General features: G+C 38.9%; 14 protein-coding genes and 1 pseudogene. 13 read left to right on the forward strand and 2 right to left on the reverse strand.

The annotated features are described in order from the left end of the window. The first annotated feature begins 57 nt into the window (after nucleotides 1–57). From NSU19_RS03885 to uvrA, 5 genes are all read left to right on the forward strand, one after another. A complete protein-coding gene (locus NSU19_RS03885) occupies nucleotides 58–945 on the forward strand; it encodes an ROK family protein (RefSeq protein ID WP_339198885.1) in 888 nt (295 codons plus the stop codon). Nucleotides 946–1,431: 486 nt separating this feature from the next. Further along, nucleotides 1,432–1,602 carry a hypothetical protein gene (locus tag NSU19_RS03890; RefSeq protein WP_311066897.1) on the forward strand — a complete coding sequence of 57 codons (171 nt, stop codon included), beginning with the start codon at nucleotides 1,432–1,434 and terminating at the stop codon, nucleotides 1,600–1,602. A gap of 486 nt (nucleotides 1,603–2,088) precedes the next feature. Beyond that, nucleotides 2,089–2,319, forward strand: a complete 231-nt coding sequence (locus NSU19_RS03895; RefSeq protein WP_063389185.1) for a DUF2198 family protein — start codon at nucleotides 2,089–2,091, stop codon at nucleotides 2,317–2,319. 125 nt (nucleotides 2,320–2,444) lie between these two features. Next, a complete protein-coding gene (uvrB, locus tag NSU19_RS03900) occupies nucleotides 2,445–4,427 on the forward strand; it encodes an excinuclease ABC subunit UvrB (RefSeq protein ID WP_094245199.1) in 1,983 nt (660 codons plus the stop codon). Between the two features lie 6 nt (nucleotides 4,428–4,433). After that, complete coding sequence (uvrA, locus tag NSU19_RS03905) at nucleotides 4,434–7,310, forward strand: excinuclease ABC subunit UvrA (protein WP_339198887.1); 2,877 nt, start codon at nucleotides 4,434–4,436, stop codon at nucleotides 7,308–7,310. A 1,083-nt stretch (nucleotides 7,311–8,393) separates the two neighbouring features. On the opposite strand, the gene NSU19_RS03910 is transcribed toward uvrA, so the two are convergent. Continuing rightward, on the reverse strand, nucleotides 8,394–9,557 hold the full coding sequence (locus NSU19_RS03910) for an acyl-CoA dehydrogenase family protein (protein WP_339194354.1): 1,164 nt from the start codon (nucleotides 9,555–9,557) through the stop codon (nucleotides 8,394–8,396). A 237-nt stretch (nucleotides 9,558–9,794) separates the two neighbouring features. Between NSU19_RS03910 and NSU19_RS03915 the strand changes: the two are divergent. The 4 genes and pseudogenes from NSU19_RS03915 (at nucleotide 9,795) to NSU19_RS03930 (ending at nucleotide 12,907) form a co-directional block, all read left to right on the forward strand. Beyond that, nucleotides 9,795–10,449, forward strand: a pseudogene (locus tag NSU19_RS03915) (amino acid ABC transporter ATP-binding protein). A gap of 63 nt (nucleotides 10,450–10,512) precedes the next feature. Next, on the forward strand, nucleotides 10,513–11,367 hold the full coding sequence (locus NSU19_RS03920) for an amino acid ABC transporter substrate-binding protein (RefSeq protein WP_094245202.1): 855 nt from the start codon (nucleotides 10,513–10,515) through the stop codon (nucleotides 11,365–11,367). A gap of 86 nt (nucleotides 11,368–11,453) precedes the next feature. After that, entirely contained in the window at nucleotides 11,454–12,152 is a 699-nt protein-coding gene (locus tag NSU19_RS03925) for an amino acid ABC transporter permease (protein ID WP_339199961.1), read from the forward strand. Between the two features lie 26 nt (nucleotides 12,153–12,178). Beyond that, a complete protein-coding gene (locus tag NSU19_RS03930; protein ID WP_339198890.1) occupies nucleotides 12,179–12,907 on the forward strand; it encodes an amino acid ABC transporter permease in 729 nt (242 codons plus the stop codon). A 703-nt stretch (nucleotides 12,908–13,610) separates the two neighbouring features. Here NSU19_RS03930 and sda read toward each other — a convergent pair. Then, complete coding sequence (gene sda, locus NSU19_RS03935; RefSeq protein ID WP_094245206.1) at nucleotides 13,611–13,766, reverse strand: sporulation histidine kinase inhibitor Sda; 156 nt, start codon at nucleotides 13,764–13,766, stop codon at nucleotides 13,611–13,613. Nucleotides 13,767–14,003: 237 nt separating this feature from the next. Here sda and NSU19_RS03940 point away from each other — a divergent pair, with 237 nt between their 5' ends. From NSU19_RS03940 to lgt, 4 genes are all read left to right on the forward strand, one after another. Further along, entirely contained in the window at nucleotides 14,004–14,363 is a 360-nt protein-coding gene (locus tag NSU19_RS03940; protein WP_063389178.1) for a phage holin family protein, read from the forward strand. 63 nt (nucleotides 14,364–14,426) lie between these two features. Next, on the forward strand, nucleotides 14,427–15,344 hold the full coding sequence (locus NSU19_RS03945) for a metallophosphoesterase (RefSeq protein ID WP_066249048.1): 918 nt from the start codon (nucleotides 14,427–14,429) through the stop codon (nucleotides 15,342–15,344). Between the two features lie 138 nt (nucleotides 15,345–15,482). After that, nucleotides 15,483–16,418: an HPr(Ser) kinase/phosphatase gene (gene hprK, locus NSU19_RS03950; RefSeq protein ID WP_066249051.1), complete on the forward strand. Its 936-nt coding sequence runs from the start codon at nucleotides 15,483–15,485 to the stop codon at nucleotides 16,416–16,418. Between the two features lie 25 nt (nucleotides 16,419–16,443). Continuing rightward, nucleotides 16,444–17,253, forward strand: a complete 810-nt coding sequence (gene lgt, locus NSU19_RS03955; protein WP_339194359.1) for a prolipoprotein diacylglyceryl transferase — start codon at nucleotides 16,444–16,446, stop codon at nucleotides 17,251–17,253. The last annotated feature ends 23 nt before the right edge of the window (nucleotides 17,254–17,276 follow it).

Genomic DNA, 17,276 nt, shown 5'->3' on the forward strand with positions numbered 1-17,276 from the left:
GCCGCTAATGAAAAATTGGACATAACATTATGGACAAAATCATGGGAGGAATTGTGCATGCTTTTAGGTGCAATTGAAGCGGGCGGAACAAAATTTGTCTGTGGAATTGGAGATGAAAACGGAAATATCATCGAGCGGACTTCTTTTCCGACGACAACGCCTGATGAAGTACTTGAACAAGTGGTCAAATTTTTTCGGGATAAAGATATTAAAGCGCTTGGAATTGGCTCATTCGGTCCGATTGATTTAGATCGCACAAGCGAAACATTCGGATACATAACATCTACTCCGAAGCTACAGTGGGCGAATATAAATCTTGTCGGAACGATAAAAAAAGAATTCCCTATTCCAATTGGCTTTGATACCGACGTCAATGCAGCAGCGCTGGGGGAAATGAAATGGGGGGCTGCGAAAGGTCTGAATAGCTGCATTTATATGACGATCGGTACCGGGATCGGAGTCAGTGCCATCTCTGAAGGACATCTAGTACACGGGCTAATCCATCCGGAAATGGGGCATATGCTTGTTCGGCGCCATCCTGAAGATTCGTTTGCCGGCAATTGTCCGTATCACAAAGATTGCTTGGAAGGAATGGCATCCGGTCCAGCAATAGAAAAACGCTGGGGAAAAAAGGGGCAAGAATTAGAAAAAAATGAGAAAGTATGGGATTTGGAAGCGTACTATATTGCACAAGGAATTGCCAACCTTATACTCGTTTTATCGCCTAAAAAAATAATAATTGGCGGCGGAGTCGCCAAACAAAAGCAATTGTTCCCCCTTATACATCAAAATGTTCAAGCTTTATTAAACGGTTATGTTCGCCATGAAGTGGTGCTAGAAAACATTGCAGATTATATTGTTCCGCCCGGATTAGGGGATAATGCGGGACTTTGCGGAGCAATCGGTTTAGCATATGAGGCGTTTTTGGAGAATAATCAAAAATAAAGCTCAAGAACATTTATCGGCAAATAATCGTTACAGATAACCCAAGCCATAAAATAAAATCAGGCATACAAAAAATGTGTACAAGAAAAGGAAACTTTCAAGAATGCAGTTAAGAACCAAAAAGAATTAGATAAAGCTAAAACTAATGCTAAAGAGAATTGATCCAAGATATTGCTCGGTGACCTAACAGCTCTTTATGTTACAGCTGAGATGATTAAGTTTAGGTGGCTGGAAGCATTCATTTTTTGATAAGTGGAGTTCAGGAGTATTGCAATGTATATGCTGAAACAAAACGAATATTGAAAAATATTTTTTAATCTTTAAACAATTATTAAACATCTCTACATTTAGAGGGAGAATCAATTAAATTATATATCTTAAAAAAGACAAATTAGACTTAGGGATTTAGAAATTTATTTATTATTTAAAAACAGTATGTCTATGGGATATCTTATTATCGGGGATTAAGAAGACCTTTATAAATACATGAATGAAGAGGATATTCAACAATTTCAAAATGTAATAAAAATCTATGTATTGTCAGATGAACAGTTAAATGAAGAAGATGCAGATATTTTTAGAGAGTTTGCAATGGATTTAGTTGATGGTAAAGATTTTTGTGCATTAATACTGGATTTTCATGTAAATGGAGAATAGTTTGAAAATCTACCACTAGATCTTAAGGTGGAAGATTATCAAAAAATATTACATGCAGTAAATTCTGAATACGATATTTCATATGTAAATTTAGATCATTTGTTTTATCTATCTCAAGATTAAGAAAGAGTATCCAATAGTGAAAAAAGGCGGCTATTGGATGCTTTTTTATATGCTTAGGGTAGTCTTAGGGGGTGACCGTAAGAAAAAAGTAAATATAGTATAAAAGTTGCTTTTATAAAGGCGAATTTTTTAGCCTATGAGCTTCATTATTGCATTTAAATATAATCATAAAGCCGTTTATTTTGACTTCATCGATTTCAACTATTTCCCCTGTATCCTAGGTTTTCTGACCGCTATACATCGCATCATTTTTTATTCTTTGCATTGGCTTATTTTTCCCTTCTCTTTTGTGGTTTTGCTTGAAAGCTTTTTGAGGGCTTCAATATAATAAATGTATAACCGTTGACGAAAAGAGGTTTTTTTATGATCAAGCTTGTGTTTGCCGCATTCGCCCCTTTTTTGCTTGTCTTATTTTTCACAAGAGTTACATATAGTCATGTCGTTGGGACATTGTTGACGGCTGGTTTATTAATTGCCTCTTATTTTGCAGGTCATATGGATACTATTTATATCGCCATTTTGGATGTAGCCAGCTTAGCAGCTGGTTTTATCGCTGCCAGAAGCATGAAAAAGGATAAGAAAACATCTACTTAAACCTGTTCAACACGATTGACAGGTTTTTATTGTCTATGAAAATCAAACGTCAGTTCGTATTTTTGGTGATTCAGCCTGATTATATGTTAAAATAAAATATAAGTTTCTGAATTGGAGGATGTTCCATGGATCGGTTTGAATTAGTTTCAAATTACCAGCCTCAAGGAGATCAGCCGAAAGCTATCAAAGAGCTGGTGGAGGGAATCAGGCAAGGAAAAAAACATCAGACATTGTTAGGTGCAACTGGAACTGGCAAAACGTTTACGATATCCAATGTGATTAAAGAAGTGAACAAACCGACGCTGGTTATTGCCCATAATAAAACGCTTGCCGGACAGCTGTATAGCGAGTTTAAAGAATTTTTCCCGAACAATGCAGTTGAATATTTTGTCAGCTATTATGACTATTATCAGCCGGAAGCGTATGTTCCGCAAACAGATACGTATATTGAAAAAGATGCGAGCATTAATGATGAAATTGATAAATTAAGACATTCGGCCACCTCTGCATTGTTTGAACGGAAAGATGTTATTATTATCGCAAGCGTTTCTTGCATATATGGTTTAGGTTCGCCAGAAGAATATCGTGAGCTGGTCGTTAGTCTTCGCACAGGAATGGAAATCGAGCGCAATGACTTGCTGCGCCGTTTAGTGGATGTGCAGTATGAAAGAAATGATGTAGATTTTCGCAGGGGAACTTTTCGCGTGCGCGGGGATGTAGTGGAAATTTTCCCTGCTTCGCGCGATGAACATTGTATCCGCGTGGAATTTTTCGGAGATGAAATCGACCGTATCCGTGAAGTTGATGCGCTGACAGGCGAAATTATTGGAGAGCGGGAGCATGTAGCGATTTTCCCGGCATCACACTTTGTGACAAGAGAAGAAAAAATGAAAATTGCCATTGCTAATATTGAAAAGGAGCTTGAGGAACGGCTGCATGAACTGCGGGAGAATGGAAAGCTTTTGGAAGCGCAACGGCTCGAGCAACGGACAAGATATGATTTAGAAATGATGCGGGAGATGGGCTTTTGCTCCGGGATTGAAAACTACTCCCGTCATCTTACATTAAGACCGCCCGGTTCGACTCCTTATACGCTTTTAGATTATTTTGGAGATGATTTTTTGATCGTCATTGACGAGTCGCATGTGACGATTCCGCAAATCCGTGGGATGTACAACGGCGACCAGGCGAGAAAACAAGTGCTTGTCGATCATGGATTCCGTTTGCCTTCAGCACTTGACAACCGTCCGTTAAAATTTGAGGAATTTGAAAAGCATATGAAACATGTCATTTATGTTTCTGCCACCCCTGGGCCGTATGAGCTGGAGCATACGCCGGTTGTTGTTGAACAGATTATCCGCCCGACTGGACTTTTAGATCCAACCATTGACGTCCGACCTGTTGAAGGGCAAATAGACGATTTAATCGGCGAAATTCAAAAGCGGGTTAAACGGAATGAGCGGGTGCTTGTGACCACATTAACGAAAAAAATGGCGGAAGATTTAACGGATTATTTGCGGGAAATCGGGATTAAGGTGACATATCTCCATTCCGAAATTAAAACGCTCGAGCGCATTGAAATTATCCGCGACCTGCGCCTTGGCAAACATGAAGTGTTGGTCGGGATCAATTTGCTCAGGGAAGGGCTTGATATTCCGGAGGTCTCTCTCGTTGCAATTTTGGATGCAGATAAAGAAGGATTTCTTCGTTCGGAACGTTCTCTTATTCAAACAATCGGACGGGCGGCTCGGAACGCAAACGGGCATGTCATTATGTATGCTGATACAATCACAAAATCGATGGAAATCGCCATAAACGAAACAAAACGGCGTCGTGCGATTCAAGAGGAATATAACCGTCAACATGGCATTACGCCAAAAACGATTCAAAAAGATATTCGCGATGTAATTAGGGCGACATATGCAGCGGAAGAGGAAGCAGAATATAAAACGGAAAAGGCTGTGAAGCTGAACAAAATGTCGAAAAAAGATCGAGAACAACTGATAGCCCGTATGGAAAAAGAAATGAAAGAAGCTGCAAAAGCATTAGATTTCGAAAGAGCTGCTGAACTGCGCGATCTAATTTTGGAGATGAAAGCGGAAGGATGATTGGATATGGCAATGGATAAAATTGTTGTAAAAGGTGCACGCGCTCATAATTTAAAAAACATTGATGTCACGATTCCAAGAGACAAGCTTGTCGTTGTAACAGGTTTATCGGGATCGGGCAAATCTTCTTTAGCATTTGATACAATTTATGCAGAGGGACAGCGGCGATATGTGGAGTCTTTATCTGCCTATGCCCGCCAATTTTTAGGACAAATGGATAAACCTGATGTCGATGCGATCGAAGGCTTATCGCCGGCCATTTCGATTGATCAAAAAACGACAAGCAGAAATCCGCGTTCAACGGTCGGAACGGTGACAGAAATTTATGACTACCTACGGCTTCTTTTTGCCCGTGTCGGGCGGCCGACATGTCCGGTGCATGGGATAGAAATTTCTTCGCAAACAATCGAACAGATGGTTGACCGGATTATGGAGTATCCGGAACGGACAAGACTGCAGGTTCTTGCTCCTATTGTGTCTGGAAAAAAAGGAATGCATGTGAAAACATTGGAGGAAATAAAAAAGCAAGGGTTTGTCCGCGTGCGGATTGACGGAGAAATGATGGAGCTTACCGATGATATTTCTCTTGAAAAAAATAAAAAACATTCCATCGATGTCGTTGTGGATCGGCTGATCGTGAAAGAGGGGATTATAAGCCGGTTGACCGATTCGATTGAAACAGCTTTAAAATTAGGTGATGGAAAAGTCATAATTGACATCATCGATGGCGAAGAGCTGCTTTTCAGTGAACATCATGCCTGCCCGATTTGCGGTTTTTCGATTGGAGAGCTTGAACCGCGGATGTTTTCCTTTAACAGCCCATACGGAGCTTGTCATGCTTGTGACGGCTTAGGTTCAAAACTAGAGGTGGATTTGGATCTCGTTATTCCAAATAAAAACTTGACATTAAAGGAACACGCAATTGCACCGTGGGAGCCGACAAGCTCTCAATATTATCCGCAGCTTCTTCAAGCGGTTTGCAACCATTACGGTATTGATATGGACATTCCGGTTAAAGATATACCGAAACATCTGCTCGATAAAATTTTATTTGGAAGCGGCGGGGAAAAAATTTATTTTCGCTATGAGAACGATTTCGGGCAAATCCGGGAAGGCTATGTAGAATTTGAAGGTGTGGTCCGCAATATAGAACGGCGCTATAAAGAAACGACATCTGATTTCATACGCGAACAAATGGAAAAATATATGACGAATCAGCCGTGCCCGACATGCAAAGGGCATCGACTGAAAAAGGAAAGTCTGGCTGTTCTTATTAACGGACGCCATATCGGACAAGTCACTCAATTGTCTATTCGTGAAGCCTATCAGTTTTTTGACCAATTGGCATTGACAGAAAAAGAAATGAAAATTGCCAATTTGATTTTAAGAGAAATAAAAGAACGGCTGAATTTTTTAATTGAGGTAGGTCTTGATTATTTAACATTAAGCAGATCAGCCGGTACGCTCTCTGGTGGAGAAGCTCAAAGAATCCGTCTTGCCACGCAAATCGGATCAAGACTGACTGGAGTACTTTATATATTGGACGAGCCGTCTATCGGTTTGCATCAACGGGACAATGACAGGCTGATCCGTGCTCTCCAAAATATGCGGGATATCGGCAATACGTTGATTGTAGTTGAACATGATGAAGATACGATGCTTGCAGCTGATTATTTGATCGATATTGGGCCGGGAGCTGGCGTGCACGGCGGTCAAGTTGTAGCTGCGGGTACACCAAAAGAAGTGATGAATGATGACCGTTCGCTTACAGGACAATATTTGTCAGGGAAAAAGTTCATTCCATTGCCGGTCGAAAGAAGAAAACCGGATGGTAGGTATATTGAAATAAAAGGAGCAAGCGAGAACAATTTAAAAAATGTAAATGTCAAATTTCCTTTAGGTGTATTTTTGGCAGTAACAGGTGTATCTGGTTCGGGGAAAAGTACGTTAGTCAATGAAATATTGCAAAAAGGCTTGGCGCAAAAGCTGAATAACAGTAAAACAAAACCCGGTGCCTATAAAGAAATGAAAGGGATTGAACATCTAGATAAGGTCATCAGCATTGACCAATCTCCGATTGGAAGAACGCCGCGTTCAAATCCAGCTACGTATACCGGCGTATTTGACGATATTCGCGATGTGTTTGCAGCGACGAATGAAGCGAAAGTAAGAGGCTATAAAAAAGGACGCTTCAGTTTTAATGTGAAGGGCGGCCGCTGTGAAGCATGCCGAGGCGATGGAATCATTAAAATTGAAATGCATTTTCTTCCAGATGTATATGTTCCGTGTGAAGTATGCCACGGAAAAAGATATAACCGGGAAACTCTTGAAGTCACATATAAAGGAAAAAATATTGCGGATATTTTAGAAATGACTGTGGAAGACGCACTTCAGTTCTTTGAAAATATTCCAAAAATCAAACGGAAGCTGCAAACCATTTACGATGTAGGACTTGGTTATATGAAACTTGGTCAGCCGGCTACGACAATGTCCGGAGGGGAAGCACAACGGATAAAGCTTGCTTCAGAGCTGCATCGCAGATCTACTGGAAGATCGCTGTATATTTTAGATGAACCGACAACAGGGCTGCATGTTGACGATATTGCAAGGCTCTTGAAGGTTTTGCATCGGCTTGTTGAAAACGGAGATACGGTTCTTGTAATTGAGCATAACCTAGATGTGATTAAATCCGCTGACTATATCATCGACCTTGGACCAGAAGGCGGGGACGGCGGAGGAACAATCATTGCAACGGGTACCCCTGAAGAAGTGGCAGAAGCGAAAAAGTCTTATACAGGAAAATATTTAAAACCGATTTTGGATCGGGATCGGGAGAGAATGAAAAATTTAATTTTGAAAAAAGAGGCAGCGGCAAACAGTTAAATAGGCTGTTGCCAGTCTCTTTTAAATGACGAAGAGTGTTCCTGAAACGGATGGTTTTATTCCGTCGGTTTTCAGGAGATGAGTTGTAGATTTTTACTAGCCCTTTCAGCGAAAAATCGAGGAAATACTGATTTTCTTTGATATATGAACATACTTTCCCCTTTTCGCATAAAACAGAGTTGAGCCCTTTGTGTGACAAAGGGCTCTTTTTTGTGCGCCCGGCATGGGTGTAATCTATAGGGTGAAAGTCCCGAGCTGCGAAGGCAGAAGTAGCAGTTAGCTTAACGCAAGGGTGTCCGTGGTGACGCGGAATCTGAAGGAAGCGAGCGGCAAACTTTGGGTCTCTCGGAACACGAACTTCATATGAGGCTAGGTATCACTGGGTGAGTTTGCAAGACAAAACAAAGCCCTTTCTGCCGAAGGTGATACAGAGTAAATGAAGCAGATGGATGGAAGGAAAGATTACACTCTTACCCGGGGAGGTCTGGCTGGCACGCCAAGTAACCTTGGTAACCTATCTAGTGATAGATAGCTGAACAGTCAGAAGTCAGCAGAGGTCATAGTATTAGTTGGTCTAGAACAACTAAGAAGGACCGAACAATTAAGAGAGAATAGCCCTTGGCATTCAGTGAGTCATGATGAACACAGAAAACGTAGTACCTCACTTGAGGGAGGAAGCGGTGAATCCCGTGGGAGATCTCTTGGAGGGTGGAGTGACCACTGGCATAAAGAGAACAGCTATTCACGGAAGTTATAAAGACTTGCGTCAATTATCTTAATTGAACCGCCGTATACGGAACCGTACGTACGGTGGTGTGAGAGGACGGGAGTTAATCGCTCCCTCCTACTCGATTATAAACTGATGTTTCTCCTTTCATTCATTCAAATTCATAATTTTGAAGACTCTATGAATCGGATTTTCTGGCGTCTTAGTTATTGTGCTCACGATGTCTACAATTACCGAATATATTGAATATCTTTGATGCATTGCTAATTCATAAAAAAGCTGACCCAAAAAAATATTTGACGCCTTGGATCAGCTTTTTTAAAATCAGTCCCTGTGAAAAGAAGGCATTATATAAATTATTTATTTTCCATTTCTTGAATGGCTGTTTGAGCCAATTTAGAAATTGTCATATCATCCATTGGCGGATTGTGAAGCCCTGCTCTCACATCACGATAATACCGCTGCAGCGGATTTGACAGTTGAAGGCTTTTTGCTCCAACTAGTCTCATCGCTTTATCGACAATGTTGATAGCTGAGTTCGTCACAATATGCTTCGCAACACTAAGCTCGTTTGTAATGTATGGACGGCGTGCTTCATCATCATAAATTTCCGCTACGCTATACAAGAAATGTCTAGCTTTCATTAATTCTAAGTCAATCTGACCGATTAAATTTTGTACATTTGGCAATTGGCTAATGGTTCCATTTATACTATTTGGAGAATATTCTGTCGCAAATTTCACTGCATAATCACGCGCCGCCTGTGCAATACCTAAATAACAAGCGGGAATATGCAGAATCCAACCATTTATTGTATTTCCTCTCGGTCCATGGTTTAGCTCTACAAAATTTTCTTCTGCTACTTCAACGTTATCTAACACAAGATCGTGACTTTCTGTTCCTCTCATGGCGATAACGTCCCAATTTTTTTCAATTGATAATCCCTTTGCTTCTCGTTCAATTAAGAAAAATCCAATTCCTTCCTTTTCTTCAACCCATGCAGATACAAGAAAATGTGTCAGCACAGGTGACATAGTAGTATATGTCTTTCTGCCCGAAATAATCCACTTGCCATCTCTTTTCACTGCTTCCGTTTCAGGGCGCCCGCCGCGGGTTGGACTGCCTGTTTTTGCTTCACTAACTGCTCTGTTCACCAAAGCGCCGTTTAAAATTTCTTTTGCAAAAGAGGCAAGCTTTTCTTCCCTCCAAAGTTTTTTCTCATACAACTCCCCAACGACGCCCAGATGCCAACCGATGGCTAGGCCTGTAGCACCATCAAAGCTAGCAATGGTTTCTTGGAATAGAACTAGATCTGTAACACCAATGCCGCCGCCTCCGTATTCTTTTGGCAGCGAGAGCTTCGTATACCCCATATTGACAAGCGCTTGGATATTTTCTTTTGGAAACTTTGTCTTTTCATCGCTTTCCCTAGAATGACTTTTAAACGACTTTTCATGCTTTAACAGCTTTTCGATCCACAATCTTTGCGCATCCGTTTTCACAAATAATTTTTTTGACACGTTCCACACTTCCTTAAGCAAACTCTGTTCAGATTAATATTTTAATAGGTTCAATGAACTATTAAATTTACGAACATTTTCCATTATAACAATTTAATTCATACTTTACAACTAGGAATAGTTGTGTTATAGTTTAGATTATTCAATTAACCCAATGTTTTGATATTTTTGATAATAAAGAGAGGTGATTCGTATAATCGAATTAAAGGACATTCAAAAAAGCTTTAAAAAAATTCAATTCTTAAAGGAATTGATGTAAAAGTAAACAAAGGGGATGTCCTAGTTATTATCGATTCAAGCGGATCTGGGAGAATCACCCTTCTTCGATGTATGAATGATTTAGAAAGACCTGACGGGGGTACTATTACTATTGATGTGTTTTCCGTGGAAGGAAAACATGCGTCAAAAAAAGTCATTTTAACGCTAAGACGAAAGACCGCAATGGTTTTTCAGCATAATAATTTATTTAAAAAATAAGACGGTGCTGGAAAACGTAATGGAAGGTCTTATCGTTGCAAAGAAAATGAAAGCTGCCGAAGCGCGTAAAATTGGCATTGATTTACTTAAAAAAGTTGGCCTGGAAGAGAAAATGAATGACTATCCTAGCCAGCTGTCCGGCGGTCAACAGCAGCGTGTTGGTATAGCGCGACACTTGCTTTAAACCCTTCCGTCATTTTATTTGATGAACCTACTTCTTGCGCTCGATCCTGAGATGGTTGGAGAGGTTCTGTCGATTATTAAAAAAATTGCCGATGAAGGCAAAACAATGGTGATCGTAACTCATGAGGTAGCGAATCGTGCTGTGTTCATGGCGGGCGGCGCCATTATTGAACAGGGACCGCCTCAAGAAATATTAGTTCATCCAAAGCATGAGCGTACAAAACTATTTTAAAAAAGGCTTCTTATAGAGCCTGAATATACTATTTTAAAATTTACATGGGGGGAAAATTACTGCATGAAACGTAAACGTATTTGGACAAAATTCTTTTTATTCATTTTATCTATTTTCGTCATCGCTGGTTGTTCGAACAGTGAAAGTAAAGAAACTGATGACGGCAAAAAAGTGATTAAAGTGGCATTAAGTGATGAAGTAAATCCACCATTTTTATATACGGATGATCAAAATAAACCTATCGGTTATGATATGGATTATTTAGCGGAAATTGAAAAGAAATTGCCAGAATACAAGTTTGAGTATACGTTTGGAGAAGAAGAATCGAATTTAATCGGGGTTGACACAGGAAAATTCGATTTTGCGATTAACTGGTTTTTCAAAAATCCGGAAAGAGAACAGAAATTCCTTTATCCAGAACATGAGTATGGATACTCTTTAACTGTATTAGTGACGAAATCAGATCGAAATGATATTAAATCGTTAGATGATATGGTTGATAAAAAACTCGCTCCAATGGCGCCAAGCGGTGGACTTCGTGCTATTTTAAACGGGTACAATGAAAAGAACCCAGATAATCCGATCGAGATTGAAAGTATGGAAAATCCATCAGCAGCAGATAACTTAAAACGTGTTGCTGAAGGAAAAGCAGATGCTGTTTTTTTGAACAAAACTACATTTGATGCTCTTCAAAAAGAGCTAAAGTTGGATTTGAAAATAGGTGGTATCGTTTCGAAAGAGCCGGTTTATATTGTTTATAACAAAAAACATAAAGAACTAGCTGAGAAAATTGACAAAGCAACTGCTGAATTGATTGAAGACGGTACGCTTCCGAAACTAGCTGAGAAATGGTTTGGTGTAGACTTTTTCAAAGACCTTGACTATATTAAAAAAGAAGGATTCCAATACGAGAAATAATCAAAAACCGTATTGAATGATTAATTAATCATTCAATACGGTATATTTAAATTCGTATATATTTCTTAATGAAGGTGGTGAGCAAAATTAACACGAGTTTACAAGATTGGGTAGATTTATTTTTGAAAGTGTTAGATAAGCTCCCTCTAACATTGTTCATGCTGGTCACATCTTTATTTTTCGCTTTAATTTTAGGTGTTATTATCGCGATTATTCGAATCCAAAAACCGCCTATCCTTTATGGAATTGCAACATTTTACTTGTCATTCACACGTTGTACTCCGTTATTAGTTCAGCTGTTTCTTGTCTATTTCGGACTGCCTCAATTATTGCTAGTTTTTAATATTGATATTAATAGTTGGAACAGACTTGTTTTTGTTATTATTACATTCTCATTTCATACAGCAGCTTATTTATCAGAAGTTATCCGTTCAGCTTACTTAGCTGTCGGCACGGAGCAATTAGAAGCAGCATACAGCGTTGGCATGACGTATACACAAGCTCTAAGGAGAATTATTTTGCCTCAAGCTTTTGTCATTTCATTGCCTAATTTAGGCAATAATATTATTGAATTGTTAAAAGATACATCACTTGCCTTTTCGATCGGTATTATTGATATTATGGGGCAAGTTCGAATTATCTTAGGGAATAATCATGGTATGGGAATGTTTGAGATTTATGTCGTGATCTCTCTTGTATATTGGGGTACTTGTATCCTCATTGAAGGTATTATCGGCTATGCCGAAAAAGTGTTTAAAAAAGGTCGAGTTAGTTTATCTAAGTAATTTTTTGCTAAGGATCGTGATAACTCGTGGCAACAACTATTGATGTTAAATTTGCTTTAGAGCAAGTGCCTGAAGTGTTAAAAGGTGTGCCAGTGACATTGACGATTGCCATTGTTGCGATGGTGCTTGGACTTGTATTCGGGCTGCTTATTGCTCTTTGCAGAATATATAAAGTTCCTGTACTAAATCAATTGTCCATCGTTTATATTTCTTTTATTCGGGGAACACCGTTAGTTGTCCAATTGTACGTCTTTTTCTACGGTGTTCCGGTATTGTTTGATTTTCTTAATCATCATTTCGGATTGAATTTAAATGCGGATGAAGTTCCGACGATGATTTATGCATTAATTGCTTATACAATCAATACAGCTGCTTATGAGGCAGAAATATTCCGCGCATCGATCAATGCAGTAAACGCTGGACAAATGGAAGCTGCGTACTCAGTCGGCATGACAACTGCACAAGGATTATATCGAATCGTCCTGCCTCAAGCATTCGTTGTGGCTTTTCCGAATTTAGGCAATACGTTTATTGGACTGATCAAAGCAACATCTTTAGCTTTTGCTGTAAAAGTCGTAGAAATTTTAGCCATTACAAGAATTATAGCAAATAATGGATATAAATTTTTAGAAATGTATTTAGTTGCATCGATCATCTACTGGATTATTTGTTGGGTATGTGAAGTCATATTTGCCAAACTCGAAAAGAAAATGAGCCGTTATGAAAAACGGATGGATCTAAAAACAACTGCATAATTGGATGGAATTTTCCTAATTTACGGAAATATTAAAAAAACACCAAATGACATTGAACCAATTGAAAAAAAGAAGCCCCACATGTGTAAATATTGCACTTTGTGGGGTCTTTTTACAAAAAAATTAGGTCGAGATAATTAATTGTTTTAAATTTATCCATTGATCGCTTCATGGCTTTTCGGACTAGTTGCCACACTATTTAAATTTTCGGTTGTCCTTCAGTTTCTTTTATAGATGAAGATACGATTTGGTGAAATTTTTCCTATATAAAGTCATGAATTGTGCTACGAACAAAGTGTGGACTAATATGATACAGCAGTGCGCGTTTCGTGATAATTGCTTGGTGGACAAATGAAAAATTCGCAGCTTTTGTACAAAAGCTGCGTTCATTGCAAATGCCAGTTTCCACCTAATTGCACACAATTTGTGCTAATGAATAAATGAAAACATATTTCTCTAGCAAAAAATTAAATTTATTTAGCATGAAAAAATGCCCTGACATCGTTCGAGAAAGGAGAACGGCCTTTTTCTTACATTGTGTCATAACGTATGAAGGGCTGTCCATAAGTCAGTTTTCTGCTTATGTAACAACCCCTTTCAGAAAAAATTATATAAACGATCATGAAACATCCATTCCAATTCAAGAAAAATTCGTTTTACAAAATAACGAAAAAATGGTATAATTTTCTCCGTGAGTTTAATTTTATTGTACATTTATGTTAGGAGAGGAAAGGACAATTCCTCTTCTAACAATTTCTTCTTCTAATAAAACGATAAACTCTTCACTAGCCTCGATTTGAATGGCTTCATAATAGGCTTTCATTAACAGGTAATCAGATAAAAGATACAATGAGTTCATTTGAACTGCTGCCCCTCCTTTCTGTTAAAATAAACAAACGTTTACGTCAGGACAGAAAGACGAGTCGTCTAGGGCAAGCAAAATATGAAAATTCAGAAAATATAAAGCCTATCAACTCCTTTCCCATTTGTGTAAAGAATGTTACCAGAATAGTGAAAAAATGTCAATCTGTTTCATACTTTCACATAGAAAGTGTTATAATAATTTGTAAATAGAAAGTGAAAAGGACGAATTTCGATGTTTATTAGATGGTTGACAAGCATTTTATTAAATGCACTGATTTTGATTGTTGTAGCTGGGTTCTTTGATTCGTTTTATTTAAGCGGAGTTGGAGCGGCTATTGTAGCTAGTATGATTTTGTCAGTGTTAAATGTTTTTGTGAAGCCGTTTCTAATATTATTGACATTGCCGATTACGGTTTTTACTCTCGGAACATTTTTATTTGTCATCAATGCAGTTACGTTGATGATTGCCCAGGCAATAATGGGAGATGCCTTTAATATTGATGGCTTTGGAACTGCCCTCCTCGCCTCCATCTTCATTTCATTTTTGAATCTGCTCATTCAATTGGTGTTTATGAACCGTTTTAAAGACTAATGAAAAAGATTTTTTCATTCATATCTCCTATCGTTTCGGGAATGATACGAATAGGTGATATAAATGAAAAAAATCTTTCCTCTTATTATTTTTGTTTTCATGATTTTATCTCCCGCATTTCCTAGCTTTGAGCTTGCAGCTTCGCCAAATGATTCAAACGTCTACACGATCGTATGGCTTTCAGACACTCAATACTATTCGGAAAAATACCCTCATATTTTTCGTAATCAAATGGACTGGATTGTGCAAAATCGTGATAATTGGAATATACAATATGTTGTTCATACCGGTGATATTGTCAACCGTGCGGAAAAGAAACAGCAGTGGGTTCAAGCAGACCGCATGTTCCGAAAACTGGAACAGGTGTCTATTCCTTATGGAGTGCTTGCGGGCAATCACGATTTAGTAAAAGGAAAATCATATAAAATGTTTCATCAATATTTTGGAAAAGATCGTTTTTTCACGAAGCCTTATTACGGTGGGGGATATCGGAATAATCGAGGGCATTACGATTTAATTACGCTCGGACATCAACATTTTCTTTTTTTGTATATCGGCTGGCATGTTGACAAAGACAGCATCAGCTGGATGAACGAAGTCTTAAAACGTCATTCAGACCGAACAGCAATCATAGCTGTCCATAAATATTTGCATAAAAATGGAAAACGAACGCTGGTTGGAAATCGTATATTTCGCAATATCGTCAAAAAGAATCCAAATGTAAAAATCGTTTTGAGCGGCCATTATGATGACAGTGAGTTATTAAAAACAAAAATTGATGATGATCATGATGGGACTCCTGATCGGATTGTTTATGAATTATTGGCGGACTATCAGGGGGCTCCTGAAGGAGGAGAAGGCTTTTTACGCTTGCTCCATTATTTTCCGAGTCGCTCCAAATTTTATGTCCGTGCATATTCACCTTATTCCAACAAGCATTTTTTTTTCCCTCCTAAAAAAGAAGAGTTTTGGATTGAATAGCCGTATCTTTCGCTCCGATGCCCTTGTCTCTGCTTTTAAGCAATGAATGTCTTTGATGAAAGATGTTTGTTGCCAAAAAGAAAAGTGCTACAATAAAAAGATGAAAAAAGTTTTTTAAGTCTAAGGAGGAAAGACTTCGTGTCGAAAGTACGTACAAAAGATATTATCGAAAAATTCCAACTTGAATTGATCAGCGGAGAAGAGGGAATCAGCCGGCCCATTATTACAAGTGATCTTTCCAGACCTGGTCTTGAAATGGCTGGTTATTTTACATATTATCCGAAAGAGCGTATACAGCTGCTGGGAAGAACGGAGCTTACGTTTTTTGCAAAATTGACGCCTGAAGAAAAGAAAAGTCGGATGGAACAGCTATGTACGGATGTAACACCGGCAATCATTGTGTCAAGAGAGATGGAGGCTCCGCCGGAATTAATTGAGGCATCTGAAAAATCAAATGTTCCAGTGCTGCGCTCACCATTAAAAACGACCCGCTTGTCAAGCCGCTTAACCAATTTTTTGGAAAGCAAGCTTGCTCCAACGACAGCTGTACATGGAGTGCTTGTTGATATTTACGGGGTGGGTGTTTTAATTACAGGAAAAAGCGGGGTCGGCAAAAGTGAAACTGCTCTTGAACTGGTGAAAAGAGGACATCGCTTGATTGCAGATGACTGTGTTGAAATTCGTCAGGAGGATCGGGATACATTAGTCGGCAGTGCGCCGGAATTGATCCGCCATCTTTTAGAGATCCGCGGTCTTGGAATCATTGATGTGATGACATTGTTTGGTGCAGGAGCCGTCCGCAGTCATAAGCGAATTTCTCTTGTTATCGATTTGGAATTATGGGATCCGAACAAACAATACGACCGTTTAGGACTCGATGAAGAGAAAATGAAAATTTTGGATGCGGAACTGACAAAATTAACAATTCCTGTCCGTCCTGGAAGAAACTTGGCTGTTATTATTGAAGTTGCGGCAATGAATTTCCGGTTAAAAAGAATGGGATTCAATGCGGCGGAACAATTTACAAATAAATTGGCGGATGTTATCGAAGATGGAGATCACGATGATTTTTAATTGATGAAATAGGAGAGATGAGAGAATGAAAGAGGCAATTCAGCCCATTGATCCAATCGCATTTCAGCTAGGGCCATTACAAGTTCATTGGTACGGGATCATTATAGGAATCGGCGCATTGCTCGGCCTATATTTGGCGATGCGTGAAGGGGAGAGAAGAGGTCTTCATAAAGATATATTTGTCGATCTTGCATTATTTGCTATTCCTATTGCGATTATATGTGCCAGAACTTATTATGTCATTTTTCAATGGGAATATTATTCTGAAAATCTTTCGGAAATCCCTAAAATTTGGCATGGTGGCCTTGCCATTCACGGCGGGTTAATCGGTGCTGTGGCAACCGGGATTGTGTATGCAAAAGTAAAAAAACTATCTTTCTGGCAACTGGCTGATATAGCTGCACCGAGTATTATTTTAGGGCAGGCGATCGGCAGATGGGGGAATTTTATTAACCAGGAAGCTCATGGAGGACCTGTTTCAAGAGAATTTTTGGAAAATCTCCACTTGCCTGAATTTATCATTAATCAAATGTATATAAATGGACAATATTATCACCCGACTTTTTTATATGAATCCATTTGGAATCTCGCTGGGTTCATCATTTTAATTTTGCTAAGAAGGTTTAATTTGCGGCGTGGAGAGCTGTTTTTATCATATGTTATTTGGTATTCGATCGGGCGATTTTTTATCGAAGTCATGAGAACTGATAGTTTGATGCTTACGGAAACGGTAAAAATGGCACGGGTCATTTCGATTTTACTTATTCTTAGTGCAATTGCTCTTATAATTTACCGGAGACTAAAAAAAGTAGAAAGATATTTAGATGAATATTGATAAATTGCTGGAATGAAGGTGAA

This window comes from Aeribacillus sp. FSL k6-2211, assembly GCF_037966125.1.
In the GTDB taxonomy this organism is placed as follows: Bacteria; Bacillota; Bacilli; order Bacillales; family Aeribacillaceae; genus Aeribacillus; species Aeribacillus composti.

Coding starts and splice junctions, on each gene's coding strand:
- NSU19_RS03940 (WP_063389178.1), top strand. CDS start 14,004: ATGTTTATTAGATGGTTGACAAGCATTTTATTAAATGCACTGATTTTG.
- NSU19_RS03945 (WP_066249048.1), top strand. CDS start 14,427: ATGAAAAAAATCTTTCCTCTTATTATTTTTGTTTTCATGATTTTATCT.
- lgt (WP_339194359.1), top strand. CDS start 16,444: ATGAAAGAGGCAATTCAGCCCATTGATCCAATCGCATTTCAGCTAGGG.
- uvrA (WP_339198887.1), top strand. CDS start 4,434: ATGGCAATGGATAAAATTGTTGTAAAAGGTGCACGCGCTCATAATTTA.
- NSU19_RS03890 (WP_311066897.1), top strand. CDS start 1,432: ATGAATGAAGAGGATATTCAACAATTTCAAAATGTAATAAAAATCTAT.
- sda (WP_094245206.1), bottom strand. CDS start 13,766: ATGAACTCATTGTATCTTTTATCTGATTACCTGTTAATGAAAGCCTAT.
- NSU19_RS03895 (WP_063389185.1), top strand. CDS start 2,089: ATGATCAAGCTTGTGTTTGCCGCATTCGCCCCTTTTTTGCTTGTCTTA.
- NSU19_RS03885 (WP_339198885.1), top strand. CDS start 58: ATGCTTTTAGGTGCAATTGAAGCGGGCGGAACAAAATTTGTCTGTGGA.
- NSU19_RS03920 (WP_094245202.1), top strand. CDS start 10,513: ATGAAACGTAAACGTATTTGGACAAAATTCTTTTTATTCATTTTATCT.
- uvrB (WP_094245199.1), top strand. CDS start 2,445: ATGGATCGGTTTGAATTAGTTTCAAATTACCAGCCTCAAGGAGATCAG.